The 15510-nt window shown below is 45.5% G+C and carries 11 protein-coding genes; 5 read left to right on the top strand and 6 right to left on the bottom strand.

Annotated elements, in window-relative coordinates:
* Positions 1 to 257: 257 nt before the first annotated feature.
* From QT974_RS17275 to ntcA, 3 genes are all read right to left on the bottom strand, one after another.
* Positions 258 to 1376: a formylglycine-generating enzyme family protein gene (locus QT974_RS17275; RefSeq protein WP_333469675.1), complete on the bottom strand. Its 1119-nt coding sequence runs from the start codon at positions 1374 to 1376 to the stop codon at positions 258 to 260.
* A 374-nt stretch (positions 1377 to 1750) separates the two neighbouring features.
* Positions 1751 to 3439, bottom strand: coding sequence for a DUF3084 domain-containing protein (locus QT974_RS17270; protein ID WP_333469674.1), 1689 nt, complete (start codon positions 3437 to 3439; stop codon positions 1751 to 1753).
* A gap of 77 nt (positions 3440 to 3516) precedes the next feature.
* Entirely contained in the window at positions 3517 to 4182 is a 666-nt protein-coding gene (gene ntcA / locus QT974_RS17265) for a global nitrogen regulator NtcA (protein ID WP_293145473.1), read from the bottom strand.
* A gap of 329 nt (positions 4183 to 4511) precedes the next feature.
* Between ntcA and fabI the strand changes: the two genes are divergently transcribed.
* Positions 4512 to 5288 (top strand): enoyl-ACP reductase FabI, encoded by a 777-nt coding sequence (gene fabI / locus QT974_RS17260; protein ID WP_333469672.1) that lies wholly within the window; start codon positions 4512 to 4514, stop codon positions 5286 to 5288.
* A gap of 221 nt (positions 5289 to 5509) precedes the next feature.
* Positions 5510 to 6151, top strand: a complete 642-nt coding sequence (gene hisB / locus QT974_RS17255; RefSeq protein ID WP_442933189.1) for an imidazoleglycerol-phosphate dehydratase HisB — start codon at positions 5510 to 5512, stop codon at positions 6149 to 6151.
* A gap of 46 nt (positions 6152 to 6197) precedes the next feature.
* On the opposite strand, the gene QT974_RS17250 is transcribed toward hisB, so the two are convergent.
* The 3 genes from QT974_RS17250 to QT974_RS17240 form a co-directional block, all read right to left on the bottom strand.
* The gene (locus tag QT974_RS17250; RefSeq protein WP_333469670.1) at positions 6198 to 7148 is read right to left on the bottom strand and encodes a PmeII family type II restriction endonuclease; all 951 of its coding nucleotides are present in this window, start codon (positions 7146 to 7148) and stop codon (positions 6198 to 6200) included.
* Between the two features lie 74 nt (positions 7149 to 7222).
* Positions 7223 to 8062, bottom strand: coding sequence for a TdeIII family type II restriction endonuclease (locus QT974_RS17245; protein WP_333469669.1), 840 nt, complete (start codon positions 8060 to 8062; stop codon positions 7223 to 7225).
* 504 nt (positions 8063 to 8566) lie between these two features.
* The gene (locus tag QT974_RS17240) at positions 8567 to 11776 is read right to left on the bottom strand and encodes a glycoside hydrolase family 15 protein (protein ID WP_333469668.1); all 3210 of its coding nucleotides are present in this window, start codon (positions 11774 to 11776) and stop codon (positions 8567 to 8569) included.
* Between the two features lie 111 nt (positions 11777 to 11887).
* On the opposite strand from QT974_RS17240, the gene QT974_RS17235 reads away from it, so the two are divergent.
* The 3 genes from QT974_RS17235 (at position 11888) to QT974_RS17225 (ending at position 15293) form a co-directional block, all read left to right on the top strand.
* Positions 11888 to 12025 (top strand): hypothetical protein, encoded by a 138-nt coding sequence (locus tag QT974_RS17235; RefSeq protein ID WP_333469667.1) that lies wholly within the window; start codon positions 11888 to 11890, stop codon positions 12023 to 12025.
* Positions 12026 to 12258: 233 nt separating this feature from the next.
* Positions 12259 to 12990, top strand: coding sequence for a WecB/TagA/CpsF family glycosyltransferase (locus QT974_RS17230; RefSeq protein WP_333469666.1), 732 nt, complete (start codon positions 12259 to 12261; stop codon positions 12988 to 12990).
* 569 nt (positions 12991 to 13559) lie between these two features.
* Positions 13560 to 15293 carry an AAA-like domain-containing protein gene (locus QT974_RS17225; protein WP_333469665.1) on the top strand — a complete coding sequence of 578 codons (1734 nt, stop codon included), beginning with the start codon at positions 13560 to 13562 and terminating at the stop codon, positions 15291 to 15293.
* Positions 15294 to 15510 lie beyond the last annotated feature (217 nt).

Genomic DNA, 15510 nt, shown 5'->3' with positions numbered 1-15510 from the left:
TTTTTGTGGGATTGACATATTATATCATCATGGGAATCCGTGCGGCCATATAATGCCTAAAATCAGAAACTAAGTTTTTGTCATAATCTTTACTTCCCGTTTTAATTTATCCAAAAAACCCGGTTTCTTTCACCCCCGCGCCAAAACCCGGTTTCTCTCACGCCTGTGCAGGCGGTGCGTAGCTGTGAGATTGTCGATTTGATTTGCAAATTGTAGATGGCGACGCACCCTACTATCTAAAGAGTAGAGAAGAGTCCTCACAGGGAAGACAGGGAGGAAGGGACAGCCAAAGCTACCGCAACACGAAAACCCACCATCAGGAGCAAGTCGCCCGCATAGTCGTAGTTACGGAAGGCAGTACGGCAATAGAACGCATTGCGGTACAACGAACCTCCACGCTTGATTCGGTAATCATGTGTTCCAGTTTCCCAAGAACTTCCGTCAGTCGGTGCGCCGTCATAGTTAATGTGCCACTTATCGCTGCACCATTCGCAAAGCTCACCGTGCATATCATAAAGTCCAAAGGGATTCGGAGGAAAACTCCCCACATCCATTGTTTGTGCGCGGTTAAGTCCCTTCGGTTCACCACCGAAGGGATAATTCCCGTTATAATTAGCTAAATCTGTGGTAATTGTCTCGCCAAAATAGAAAGGTGTTGTAGTTCCGGCGCGACAAGCATATTCCCATTCTGCTTCCGAAAGTAAGCGATAAATCTTGCCTGTTTTTTCAGAAAGTTTTCGGCAGAATTCTACAGCATCATGCCAGTTTACACTTTCTACAGGACGTTTTTTACCTTTAAAGCGCGATGGATTATTTCTCATCACTGTTTGCCACTGTGCTTGGGTGATGGGGTATTTTCCTACATAAAAAGTCGGTACTGTTACTTGATGCTGCGGACTTTCACAACTCATTCTACCTGATTCTGTTGCTGGCGAACCCATCATAAATGTGCCACCAGGAATGTAAACCATTTCTAGTACAACTCCATTACCTAAGTCTTCAGGGAAGTAATGAGCAAAAGACTTTATGCGACTGTTTTCTTTTCCTTCAGCATCGACTGTGATGACATCAAATTCAAAATAGTTACGTAAATGTTGCTTTATCTTCTCCTCGTTTCTATCTTTCAGCAGTGAACAGACAGTAAATTTCACCTGTATTGATTCATCGTGCTGCAATGCTTGCATTATCAAATCTAAACCAGCTTCTCCATATTTGAGTGCTTCGGAGAGGGCGGCGATTCTCACTTCGATAATGGGTGAGGCTAAGCGGCTTTTAACGCCGGGAATGCCTCCGAGTACCGCAGCATTGGCAGGAATTAAGTTTTGACCGCCACGGACGGCATCGTATTCTCTGGGTTCATTTTGATTCTCTGACATTACACCGCACGCTCCTGCATTTTAATTGAGCAAAATTTTGTTCTGTGATGTCAATATCTCAAGGATCGATTCTTATTTTCTTTCTTTGCCCTCTTAGCGGTGCGGTGCGTCGCTGTGAGATTATTGGTGGTGCTTCCAGATTTTTGGTGGCGACACACCCTACTAATTGGGTAAGGTGCGTCGCTGCGAGATTGTTGGTGGTGCTTCCAGATTTTTGGTGGCGATGCACTCTACGATTGCTATATAATTTTTATATATATGGCGGCACGGATTCCCATTATTTAATGATATGTCAAGCCTGCGAAAAAGTCAAGCAAAATTGTGGTTCGATCGCCCAAAATTTTTGCTCGAATTCGATATATCGATCGCACTTCTTATCTAAGTTTCAAATCTCCCCTACCTGGATCTTGTTGTCCGGTGCGGAAAACCACGACTCCGTTTGACAGAGCAACTAAATCTATTTTCAGCGGCCCGGCGATGTATGTGACATCGGCGGCGATCGCCCGAACTTCCAGCGGTTTATCATATTGCTGTAGTCGATCGACAAAACCGCCCAAAGTTTCAATCCGATTGTCCGCAACTTGGACTCTACCGCCGACAACACCAATTAACCGAGCGCGAAATTGACAAGCTTCGATCAATTGCTGCAACTGTTGTCGCACCTGTTCGTCTGTCAAGGCTACGGGATCGACAGCCACCCCTGCAATCACATCTCCAGCCCGGAACACCACTCGATTGATTTCGGCTTCTGCAAATACCTTAATTCGCTTTTCTTGTCGCAGGTAATTCGCGCCCGCAACAATCCGCACTACGTAATCTTGACCGTCTTTGATCTGACTGATTAATTGATCGATTTCGGCTTTAGTAATTTGAATAACTTGCTCTCTTACCTTAGTATTTTCCGGCTGCATCAGTCCGACAGTGGTCTTATTTGCTTCTTGCAACAGTCGATCGATCGCGCGACTCTCCGTACCCGGTTCTTGTATGCGAACGACGCCAGCAGCTAAAATTTGACCGCGCCTGATTGCAACTGTTCCCTCGCGAATTGCTTGAAAGTCCCTTTCCAAAACTTGCACTTGCTGTTGCAATAAAGTTTGTTGCTGTTCGAGTTGAGCTTGTTGCTGTCCCAGGGTTTCTAAGAGTGCTTCCCTCTCCGCAATTACCTTGTCCCGCTCGACAATTGTGCGATCGCGCTGGGCGAGATTTTCCGCACGCTCGGCAATTTCCTTGTCCCGCTCGGCAATTAGCTGGTTGCGATCGACAATTGCCGCATTTCGTTTCGTAATTTCTGCCTCTCGCTGGGCAATTTCCTTGTCCCGCTGCGCAATTTGAGTTTTTACCTCTTCTCGCTGCTGGATTAACTGTTGGCGTTCCGCTTGCAGTTCGGCGATTTCCGAGCTCAAAGTCGTTTTTTGACCTGAAACTGTTTTCAATTGGTTCTCGGTGCGATCGAGCTGAGCTCTGGTAGTCGATCGCGCCGTTTCCACCAATTTCAATTGTTCTTCGGTGCGAGATTTCGCAGCTTCCACAGTAGCAAGCTGTTCAGCCGTTTGCGATTTCGCCGCTTCTACCTGACTTAACTGCTGTTGGGTTTTAGACTTGGCTGCTTCCACGCTGTTGAGTTGGGCCCGCAGCGAATTTAATTTTGTTTGCGTGCGGGCTTGTTCGGCATTAGCTGCTTGCAGGGATTGATTAATTTGCTCTAAATTGGCTTTAGCTTGCGCTTGAGCGGCCAAAGCTTGAGCTAATTCAGTTTCAACTCGTTTTTTCTCTTGAGTGGCTTGGTTGATTTCTCTGCGGGCGTTGTTGAGCCGTTTTTGAATTTCGTCTATGCTAAAAACTCCGGTTCGCAGCGGCTTGCTGGTAGCAAATAAAATGCCCAGAGTAATTGCTGACAGGATGCTGCCGGCCATCACTGTCACCACAACAGCAGTATCGCGGGGGCGAAGTTTGAACAAACTCAACCTAGCCTTGCCAACTTTCGTCCCAAGGCGATCGCTAACAGTAGCGATCACACCGCCCAACACTAACATTACAAATATTAAGATGTATCCAGCAGTCATTCCGATTTCTTATTTTAGATTGTGGATTTTGGATTGAATCTAGAATCCAAAATCCAAAATCGTATAATTTCTCGGCATCAAGTGAATTGCTGGCTTAAGGCCACCGGATTGTGAACTGTGATCTTTTTCTTGTGGATCGAGATCATGGTTTCTTGTCTGAGATCCCCCAGCAAACGAGTCACAGTTACCCGCGTCGAGCCGATCGCCTCCGCGATCGCCTGATGGGACAGCTTCAAATCAATCGTAATCCCATCCGTACTTGGCACGCCAAAATCCCGGCACAGAATCAACAAAAAGCTGACGAGTCTCGATCCCATATCTCGGTGTGCCAGCGTTTCGATCATCATCTCGGTTTGCAAAATCCGAGACGACAGTCCCCGAAGCATCACCATCGACAATTCCGGGTCTTCCTTGAGCGCTTTCTCCACTTGTTCGATCGGCAGCGAGATCAATTCCACCGGCGTAAAGGCTACCGCGTGATAAAATCTGTCCGATCTGTGTCCCGTAATCAGAGACAGCACCCCAAATACGCTGTTTTCGCGCAGCAGGGCGACTGTAATTTCTTCCCCTGCTTCGTACACCCTGGAGAGCTTCACAGCACCTTTAATGAGAACGTAGACGCGCTCAGCCGGGTCTCCAGGGAAAAAAATTGTCTTGCCCCGTTCAAAGTTTTCCACAATGGGTGGAAACGCCCCGCCGCTGATTTGGCGGAACACGGCTGCTAGCGGTCTATCATGTGTCACGACGAGATCCTTTGTACTAACCAATAGTTTTTAACTTGTCGATTAACCTTATTGAGTAAATATACTGCCCTACCTCCAATGTTTAGGGATTCTGTTACTGTTATCTAATGTTAAGGTAAGCACACGCTGTATGATTAAATCTAGCCCTTCTCTTAACTTTTTCAATTCCGCCTCCATATAGCTCCACAGCAAAATTAATATCAATTGTGTCTCAATTGTGTCTCAATTGTGTCTGAATCAGTTAAATCTGAATCAGTTGTGTCTAAACTGGCGGGGTTGTCGCATACAGCCAACGAGAACGGTGCAAGTTGCTTCTAGAAGAAATACAGATGATAGATTTGACCGGAAAAAATGCTCTTGTTACGGGCATTGCCAACAATCGCTCGATCGCCTGGGGCATCGCCCAGCAGCTCCACAAAGCAGGGGCTAATCTCGGCATAACTTATTTGAAGGACGAGAAAGGCAAGCACGAGCGCAAAGTCGCCGAACTCGTGGAGCCGCTCAATCCCAGTCTGTATCTGCCCTGCAATGTCCAAGACGAAAGCGAAATCGAGTCTACTTTTAAAACGATCGCCGACAAGTGGGGCAAGTTAGATATCCTAGTTCACTGTCTGGCTTTTGCCGGCAAGGACGAACTTTCGGGAGATTTCAGCAACACCTCGCGCCAAGGCTTCTCCAATGCTTTGGATATTAGCGCTTACTCGCTAGTACGACTTTGTGCTGCTGCTAAACCGCTGATGGCAGAAGGCGGCAGCATTATCACGCTAACTTATTTGGGCGGCGTGCGGGTAATTCCTAATTATAATGTCATGGGAATTGCTAAAGCTGCTTTGGAAATGAATGTGCGCTATCTGGCGGCGGAACTCGGCCCGTTAAATATTCGGGTAAATGCGATTTCTTCGGGCCCGATTCGGACTTTGGCTTCGTCAGCAGTTGGCGGCATTCTGGACATGATCCACCACGTTGAGGAAGTGGCCCCGCTGCGGCGGACGGTAACTCAGCAGGAAGTGGGAAATGCTGCGGCTTTTCTGTGCAGCAATCTCTCTAGCGGGATTACGGGTCAAGTTTTGTATGTCGATGCCGGTTACGAAATCATGGGAATGTAACAGTTGACAGTTGACCTGTGACAGTTGACAGTTGTCAGTTGTCAGTGGTCAGTTGACCTGTGACAGTTGTCAGTGGTCAGTTGTCAGTGGTCAGTTGTCATTAGTTAACAGTCAACAGTCAACAGTTAACAGTCAACTGTCAATAACAGTCTTTTGTTCGCTACAAAGCAGTGTTAATCCCAAATTACTAATTAATTCTAATGAATGACCAATTGCGAATTATGGAAATAATCGATCGCCCGCCTGTACCTCCTCCAAGTTCCAGTAACACAGTCGCCAGGGCCGCCTTGGTGAAGCGCACAACACTCGAAACAGATGTCACTGTCAGCCTGAATCTCGACGGTTCGGGAACTTGCAAGGCGTCTACAGGAATTCCATTTTTAGACCATATGTTGCAGCAGATTGCTTCTCACGGATTGATCGATTTGGATGTACAGGCGATCGGGGATTTGGCGATCGATGACCACCACACCAACGAAGATGTGGGCATTACCTTAGGTCAAACCCTAGCAAAAGCTGTCGGAGATCGATCGGGCATTTCTCGCTTCGGACACTTCATCGCCCCGCTGGATGAAGCATTAATTGAAGTAGTGCTAGATTTTTCGGGACGGCCTCATTTAAGTTACAACTTGGAAATTCCCACCCAGCGCATCGGCACTTACGACACCGAGTTAGTGAGAGAGTTTTTTGCTGCGGTGGTGAACCACTCTCAAATGACACTGCACGTCAGACAGTTGCAGGGGGGGAATTCTCATCACATTGTCGAAGCCGCGTTTAAGGCATTTGCGCGGGCTGTGCGGATGGCGGTGGCGATCGATCCCCGGCGCGCCAGTCGGATTCCGAGCTCTAAAGGAGTTTTGTAGTTTAGGGGTTTGTAGTTGCCATTCTGGGCTGCTGCAAACCTGTAAATCAAAATATATCTGCGATGTAGTTAAAAACACCTTGACTTCCCTCGCCGTACTTGTCGGTAAATTCATCGATCAGTCGATCGCTACACCTTTCTATAGCATCAGCAATAGAACTTTGTGCTAAAACTTGACTGGCGGATAGACGCAAAACTTCAAACAGATTCACAGTATAGCGAGTATCTTCACTGACAAAATCCCACAGTTCTCGACCGATTAAAGTTATCATTTCCGAATTAGGCAAAATTTGCTTCAGCAAACCAAGCGTTACAGTTTTATTAGTTCTTTTGCCGTAAGCTATACCAATATAAGCGCGATCGCCCTCCTGAATCTTTTCCTCAATTTTCGCAGCCCAATATACTATCTGGTCTTTATCCATATCATTCGGGCCGCTTTTGACCTGTATCCAACAGCGATCGCCATCACTGGTAGTTTTAATTGCGTCCCATCCTGACTCTTCCGGTAGACTTTCTGCACTTTCAGAGCAAGATATCAATAGTTTTTGGATAAAAAATCCCATTGAAGTAACAATAGACCTAGTAGCAGTCATATAAACATTAAGCCTGACAACTTCTTCGGGAGTGTCCAGATTTAACGCCCTGATTAAAAATGGGTTGGGATGAATTTTCCCTAAAGTCAGATTTTCAACCATAACTAGCTGTCGCCCTGTAAAATCCCGACAAATACTGCCTAAAAAGTTTTCAGCTATAGTAAGTTCCAGTGAAAGCTTGCCTAAAGATATAAATGCTAAAATGCTTTCTATCTCATCAGAAGTAAATCTGATCGCTGTTTTTCCAGATATGCTACTGATGCCGTTTCTGAGTGTTTCTGCTTGTAAGTTAAGAAATTCTTCTAAATCCGCAAAGTGACCTGCGAAAGATCGAGACTTTCTGGCAGGCAGTCTTACTTCTTTCTCTAAAACAAATGCTAATAATTCATGAAGTTGGTGTGACACTTTTATTTCGCCTCAAATCAATTTTAAATATCAGTTAACTGAAAAAAGAAAGCTGAGAAGAAACTCATACTTTACTAAAATCCAAAAGCAAGAGCATCAAGCATATGCTTACCCTTCTCCCGTCCGACTTCTTGATATATATCCAAAAGTTCTTCGTAAGCAGTCTCTCCCCCTATAATATTCCAAAACTCATGTCCCATAATGACAGCTTGTTCAAAGGGCGTGTACTTCCTGGCCACTGACCATTTATAGTCTGAACGATTTGGCCCGTAAGGATTGTAAGCCATAGCATAATAAGATTGAGCATCGGGGCGAGACTGCCCGCACAGTAAATGATATCTCAGCAGGCGTTGAATTACCTCCAAACATTGTCCTTTGTTGGGTTTTGACCCTTTAATTTCAAAGAAAAATTTCCTCCCGTCATGGGATAGTACGTACAAATCTGCTTTGACCGATCGCCTAACTAAATGGTTGGTTTTTTGAGCCTCAAGAACAGCTTGGATCATTCCTTCAAAACCAGGTTTAGTTGCATTTTTGTCTGCTGACTGCTCGAATAGCGCTATCTGACGCTCAATTTCATTGATAGCCTCCACGCTAACTTCGCCAGCAATTTCATAGCTTCTGCTTGCTTCTTGGTGATGTTCCAAAGCAATGAGTTTTGCACATTCTTCATATGTTGTACCCAAGCTACTGCTGAAACCTCTTTCAAACTCGTTAATCCGCAGCAACTCTGAGGGCATAATAGCAGCCTGAAACGGTTTCAATTGACCTTTAGAGGATTTGCATGATAAATATGTTGCTGGAATATCCAGTTTCGGTATTAGCCGTCCTCTGTATTCATTGACAAGATTTTCGATGAAAACTTCTAAGTATGCTTTGATTATGACACGGGTAGTTGAGCTAATGGCTGACATTATTTTACTGCAAATATTCTGTTGACTAGACTTGTGACAAAACTGTGAGACAAAATCAAGCTTACTCCCTTATTTCTTAGTCCGCGCACCATCCGGACTTCGCTTGTGTAGTGGCGGTTTCAACCGCCGAATGATCTATGGCCACACGCAATCTATCCAAACTTTGTCAAGAATCGGAAAGCATCCAGGACGTGAAACGGTTTCAATTGACCTTTAGAGGATTTGCATGATAAATGTGCTTCTGGAATATCAAGTTTCGGTATTAGCCGTCCTCTGTATTCATTGACAAGATTTTCGATGAAAACTTCTAAGTATGCTTTGATTATGACACGGGTAGTTGAGCTAATGGCTGACATTATTTTACTGCAAATATTCTGTTGACTAGACTTGTGACAAAACTGTGAGACAAAATCAAGCTTACTCCCTTATTTCTTAGTCCGCGGAGGCGGACTTCGTTTGTGTAGTTGCGGTTTCAACCGCCGAATGATCTATGGCAGACTCTATCTATCCAAACTTTGTCAAGAATCGGAAAGCATCCAGGACGTGACTCGCACAAACGTAAGGCGAAGTATTGTAAAATCCTTGCCAAGCCGCCGCTTTATCTTCGTCGTATTTATCGGCTCTTTCCGGGTGTTTTCCCTGCCAATTCAGGCGCACTGCGTGACCGACTAACACATCTAAAACGATGTATTCTTCTACTTTTAATTCAGGGTTTCGCTGGGCGATCGCCGCCAACTCCATCAGCGCCTCAATATTGACTTGCCGATATTCTGGTGCCACAATCTTGTTCAGCAAATGCTCGATTTGCAGCGCAAAATTCTTTTCGCCTGGGGTCATTTCCGATAAAATAACATCGCTGTCCAGGCGATTGCGGCGCTCTAATTTATCGCCAATAATCAAGCCTTTGCAGTGCCGCAGCAGTCCCCAAACACTCGGATAAAAATCCTTCGGTACGCGATTGACTGCGCCTTCCATTTGCCGCTTGCGACGCCATCCTCCCGCAGGCATTTGCAGTTCTTCCGAAACTGGCGCGACTACCCATTCAATATCTTTTTCCGGCTGTTTGACGCGCAGAGTTTCTTGCTGTTTGAGGATTTGATTCATTTCCTCATATTCTGTCAACACTTGGCGCAGGCGATTTTTGATTTCAAAGGGACTTAGCTGCATTAAATGTTCGTAAGCTTCATTTTGCGTAACTCCCAATTCGCGCGCTAATTCGCTGGTTAACAACAAAATAAAGTAGCTAACTCTCAGTGTCAGCAGACCTTTAAATAACTGGGGTTCGGCTTTAATTAGGACGCTGAGATAGATAATAACTTCTTGGGTGAGAACTCGATCGCGAACATCTTCTCCGCAGAATTCCCGAATTTTATCCATCACTTCCATGTAAGAACCAGGCCGCGAAATCACCGAATCTTCGCTGTAGGCTTTCCCCACAGCAATTTGTTTTTGTCTGACCAAAATATCTGTTACCCCATCTGACAAGCTGATATCAACTTTGTCGAGCAAACCTGCGGCATAGCGGATGACGGCCCATTGGATTTTTGATTGCGAACTTTCTCCAGCTTTTGTATAAACTTCGTTGAGCAAATCCACAACTTTTACTGTTGCTTCCGCCCCCCCAAATCCTGTATCAAAATTTACTCCTTTTAGTCGAATCAACGTGTGCAGCAGTTCTATTTGTTCGTACAAGTTCTCTGAACCGCGCAGGCTAGCGAGCAACAATTTAGTATTAGTTTCGCACTCTAGTTTGAATTCTTGCGTGTGACCCAAAGGCCAAGTTTTTTCGGGATTGTAACCTAGATAGCTGCGGGTTTCGATTGCACCTGTTACCGGAGATTCCGTGAATTCAAAATCGTGCATGAAATCAATTCTTTCCGTACCCGCAGTCAGCATTAACTGGTTGAGATTCCCGAGTTTGACTGGCGTGTTTTTGCAGTGTCCGTCCCGGAGTTCTTTCATCAAGTCTAACAACGCTTCCCGGCCGGTTTCCAGCATCGCATGAGTTAACATCAGCGTTACTGTGGGGCGTCCCAACTGATACCAGTGGCGGTGAATGTGAGCGATTTCACTTTGGATTTTAGATACTAGAAAATGGTAGTCTAGAGTTAGGTAAAATTCTTCTCTGTCCAAAAATGAGGGGAGAAATACGATCGCCTCTCCGCGAATTTTGAACACCCGGGAAGTCGTCAAACTCCGCAAACGGCGCACGGGGCGGCCGGTTAAGCCTAGCGGGTCGTTGCGTCCAATCTCCGCGTAAATAGCGGATAATTCCTTAGTCTGGCGGACTTGAATTGGTGCTACTTGCTTGGGGGTTTGGGCTGCAATGCCGTTAGCGGCTAATTCTGCTTGCAAATCTTCGTCTTCAGCTAACAGGGCAATTTGCACTAAAGGTTCTCTTTGCTGGCCGACTGACAGATGCCTTCCTAGCGGATCGATATCGCCCACTGCAATTAATTTCTCGTTCAGCAATTGACCGAGAAAATATAAACTTTGCGCCCAAACTAGGGGAACATTTTCGTTGGGTAAGCGCTGCTGGCTGCGGGGATTTAATTTTTCTGCTTCTATATTTACAGCGGGGACGTAGTACAATTCTGGTAGTAAAGGTAAACCAGCGCGATCGACTGCCAGAGATGCCAGACGCTGCTGGTACTCTTCGACTTGGGCTTGATTTCCCTCAAATATACCGTCCAAGAGCAGATAAGTAAAAAATAGCGGCCACTCGCATTCTATATGCTCGAACTGCTTTAATTCTGTCGGTTCGTAATGCAGGCGATCGGCATCTTCTAAAACTGTTTGGTGTCCGTCCCGCAGAAACCGCTTGCAGCCGTAATTTCCCTGCAATTTGTCAATAATTTTATTGCGAGTCCGTGCTACTAATTCTTTATCTTCCACAGCAAAAGCCGGAAAACTAATCACGCTCAATAAAGCAGCATCTACTTCTTTTGAGCTAGATTCGCGAGGCAAAAGCGATTCCAAAGTGATGCGGCTTCTGGCAATTTCATCCGGCAAAACGTGAATTACCGATGCTTGAGAACCGTTAACTCCGAACAAATCCAATCCATTTATTGCTTCCAGTGCTGCTTTTGCCATACCGACAGAACTGGCATTTAATTCGGCATTACCGCGATTAATTTTATGGCCTCTTTCCCAAATTCCGTAGTCGGGCGTGCGGTAAGCTCTGCCAATGTAGTAAACTAAATTTTGGACAAAATTGACTTCATCGATTGTAAAAACTATATGCAATCCCGAAGCCGTCATTTGAGCAACAATTAACAAAAATATAGATGTAGCGTCTAACTGCAAGTGTCCCCACTCGTCATCGCCGACAACAATACTCCCAGTTTGAGTATTGTATTTAGCGTGCAGGGCATCTAGCGGTAACTGAGTATTTTTAAAACGTTCGACTTTGTTTGCTTGCTGCATCATAGAAAACATCAAGCCGCGCATTAGTTTGACTGTGCTTTGTTCGAGTTCAAATGTTCTACCGCGATCGCCATCAATTTTGCGGTAAGCTAAACCCAAACCCCAAACTGCCAAAATGCTGTACACGTTATCGCGCACCCAGGCATCGGTGTAGTCGCCGTGGGCGTTAACGGCGGTACTCGCCGGCAGCAAACCGGTGATTGGGTTCTGGCGTTTGAGGATGACGTTTTTGATTTGCTGGTAGTAATAATCTAACCGGGTTTGCCGCTGGGTTGTTGCGATCGCCATTTCGTTTTCCTTGGTTTTCCTGATGCGAGTTCAATTGCGGTGAATAGACTTTTAAATATATCAGAGATTCTATCATTTCTCAAGTTCTGCAAACATCACAAGGTAATTGTCATGTCTAACCGCAACCACAATAATAACAGCGTTCCTTTCGTAAAAATTGTCTACTCTACAGTGAAAATTAATGGTAAAATTGAGCTAGTACCGATGGAATGGTACGCTGACGGCTCTGTCAAGAAAATTGAACGGTAACGGGCGATTCACGAAGAGGGATAGCTTCGCACGCGCGTAATTTAGACCACAACTCTAAGTCAGTGACGCATTGCGTCTCGTACAAAACCCGGTTTATCGGCCACGGAATGATGACTTAACAGACTTTTGGTGGCAAAAATCGGGTTTTGGGCGTTCAAGACTTGTGTAGGAGCGATCGCCAAACTAAGCTAATTTAAACAACTAAGTGTGTAGGAATCTTAAAGTAAAGAAATATGGATCGATCGCATCCGCAATTTTCAGTGCTGGGACTACCAGTTCACATATTAGACGATTATGCAGGTTGGCTGATAGAGCGCCTGCATCAAGGGTTAGGGAGTCACGTCGTGACGCTGAATGCAGAAATGGCAATGCAAGCCGAGCAAAATCCGGCTTTAGCCGAGGTAATTCGCTCTGCGGAGCTCGTGATACCCGACGGTTCGGGAGTGGTGCTGTATTTGCGAATGCGCGGCAAACCGGCACAGCGCTATCCGGGAATTGAACTAGCAGAATCGCTGCTCCAACAGGCCGGAAAATTGCCTAATTCCGAAGCGATATTTTTCTTTGGAGGTGCGCCCGGAGTGACGGCGAAGGCGGCGGAAACTTGGCAGCAAAAAGTTAATCAATTGTCGATTTTGGCTCAACACGGCTATCTTTCTGCTGATGAAGAAACAGAATTCTGTGAAAGCCTCAAACAAATGCAGCCAAAAATCATTTTTGTCGGCTTGGGAGTGCCTCGCCAAGAGTTTTGGATTGCGAACAACCGACACCTTTGTCCGCAGTCTATTTGGGTGGGAGTTGGCGGTAGTTTTGATATTTGGGCGGGAACAAAAGACCGCGCGCCGGCTTGGTTTTGCGACAATCATTTAGAATGGTTGTACCGTCTTTATCAAGAACCTTGGCGCTGGCGCCGGATGTTAGCTTTGCCACAGTTTGCATTGAAGGCTTTAGCGGATTTTCGAGCTTAAAAGTTCCCCATCGAATCGGGTTTACGGGTGTTATGGCTGATATTGGCGATCGCCCGCAAACCAGTCTCTAAAATAATTTTGGTTAATTTATTTGACCCGATCCCCCCTAGCCCCCCTTCAGAAGGGGGGGACAAGATTATTCTCAAAATCCCCCTTCTGAAGGGGGATGCGAGGGGGCTCTGGCAAGAGGATAAAATAGAGATTTTTCAAGGGTTTCAGGCGATTGTTGACACCAATGCGCATCAACTCTAGTCAAAGTCCCATTTATAGCAACCGCCACATCGTTTAGAAGGTAAATAACCTCATGAATAAAGCCTAGACTTCTTTACGAATCAACGGTTTGATTCCAGTGCTTAAATGTCAACTGTTAACTGTTAACTGTCAACTGCATGAATAAAGCCTAGACTTCTTTACGAATCAACGGTTTGATTCCCGTGCTTAAATGTCAACTGTCAACTGTCAACTGTCAACTGTCAACTGCATGAATAAAGCCTAGACTTCTTTACGAATCAACAGTTTGATTCCCGTGCTTAAATGTCAACTGTTAACTGTTAACTGTCAACTGCTATATGAATAGTTCCCCAAGAAAGAAAAAAACTATCCTGTTTTTGGCAGCTAACCCCAAAAACTCCACTCCTCTGCTTTTAGGTAAAGAGGTTCAGGAAATTTCAGATGCCCTGCAACGCTCAAAAAAGCGCGACAAATTTCAATTAGAGCAACAGTGGGCGGTGACGCCACGAGAAATGCAGCGAGCTGTACTAGATTATAAACCAGAGATTGTCCATTTTTCCGGGCATGGTGCGGGAGAGGACGGTTTAGCTCTAGAGAATGAGACGGGACAGATTAAACTGGTAAATGCCAAAGCTCTAGCAGGTTTGTTCGAGCTGTTTATGGATCGGGTAGAATGCGTGGTACTCAACGCCTGTTATTCGGACGTACAAGCGGCTGCGATCGCACATCACATACCCTATGTTATTGGTATGAAGCAAGCGGTGGGAGATAATGCCGCCAGAGAATTTGCCGTAGGATTTTATGACGCACTGGCAGCCGGGGAGTCTATAGAGTTTGCCTATAAGTCAGGCTGTGTTAGCATCAGCATGGCAGGCATCCCGGAAGAACTCACTCCAGTTTTAAAGGAGAAGTCAGATTTTGCTGGTGCGGTAGATCGATCGACCGATGCTCCCGTTAGCGATATACTTGAGGAGTCGTCGTCTGCGGTGGCAAATGCGCGTGAAGCGAAGCTATCCCGTAGGGAATCGACCCCCTCACCTCCTCCTCTCCTCAATTTAGATAACCCAGAAGGTTCCGTTAGCTTAGATTGTCAGCTATATATCGATCGTCCTCCCATCGAATCCGACTGCTACCAAACCATACTCAAAGCAGGAGCTTTAATTCGGATCAAAGCACCCCATCACATGGGAAAAACCTCTTTAGTACAGCGCATTCTTCACCACGCAACACAACAAGGACATCAAACAGCGTATTTAAACTTTCAATCTGCTGATGCAAGTTTTCTTACCAATCTCGATCAGTTGTTGCAGTGGTTTTGCGGCGAAATCACCAATGCCTTAAATTTAGACGATCGAGTACCAGACTACTGGAAACAAGGCATGGGTAGCAAACAAAAAGGCAGCAACTATTTTCAGCGCTACCTGTTAGCAACAATTACCTCCCCATTAACCTTAGGATTGGATGAAGTAGATCGAGTGTTTCAACATCCCGAAGTTGCCCAGGAATTCTTTGGATTACTGCGGGCGTGGCATGAAAAAGGCAAAAACGAACCAGCTTGGCAAAAACTGCGTTTAGTAATCTCCCATTCCAAAGAAGTTTATATTCCCCTCAACATCAACCAATCGCCGTTCAATGTAGGTTTACCAATAGAGTTGCCCGAATTCAACCAGCAACAAATCAATGAATTAGTACAAAAACATCAACTGAATTTATCTCAGAATGAAATAGAACAACTCATCGGAATAGTAGACGGGCATCCTTACCTGTTAAGAAAAGCCCTCTATGAAATTGCTCGCGATTCTTTGAACCTCGAACAATTTTTACAGATGGCGCCTACAGAAGAAGGAATTTATGGCGATCATTTACGCCGCCATTTATTTAACCTCACCGCCGATCCTAATTTGGAAGCAGCAATGAAACAAGTAATTGCTAGTTCCAATCCGGTACGATTAGAAGCAAATCTCGCCTTTAAACTTCGCAGTCTGGGTTTAGTGGAACTGCGAGGTAATGATGTAATTCCTCTGTGCAATCTCTACCGCCTTTATTTTAAAGATCGTTTAGGAGTTCGTTGAAACCATTGATAAATCTCGCTTTGATTCTCTTGCGAGATCCCCCTAAATTCCCCTTAAGAAGGGGGACTTTGAATTGGAATCTTGTCCCCCCTTAAGAAGGGAAGTTAGGGGGCAAGCTAAGGGGGGATCGAGCGCCTAATCGTTAGACAGTAGACCTAAAAACCGGGTGCATCTGGCGCAAGGCAAATATGTTTGTAGGGGCGAAGCATGACCGCAT

The sequence above is a fragment of the Microcoleus sp. BM001215392 genome (assembly GCF_036700185.1).
Classification (GTDB): Bacteria; Cyanobacteriota; Cyanobacteriia; order Cyanobacteriales; family Microcoleaceae; genus Microcoleus.
Note: the sequence above shows the minus strand (reverse complement) of the source record. Positions and strands in the feature narration are given on the sequence as shown.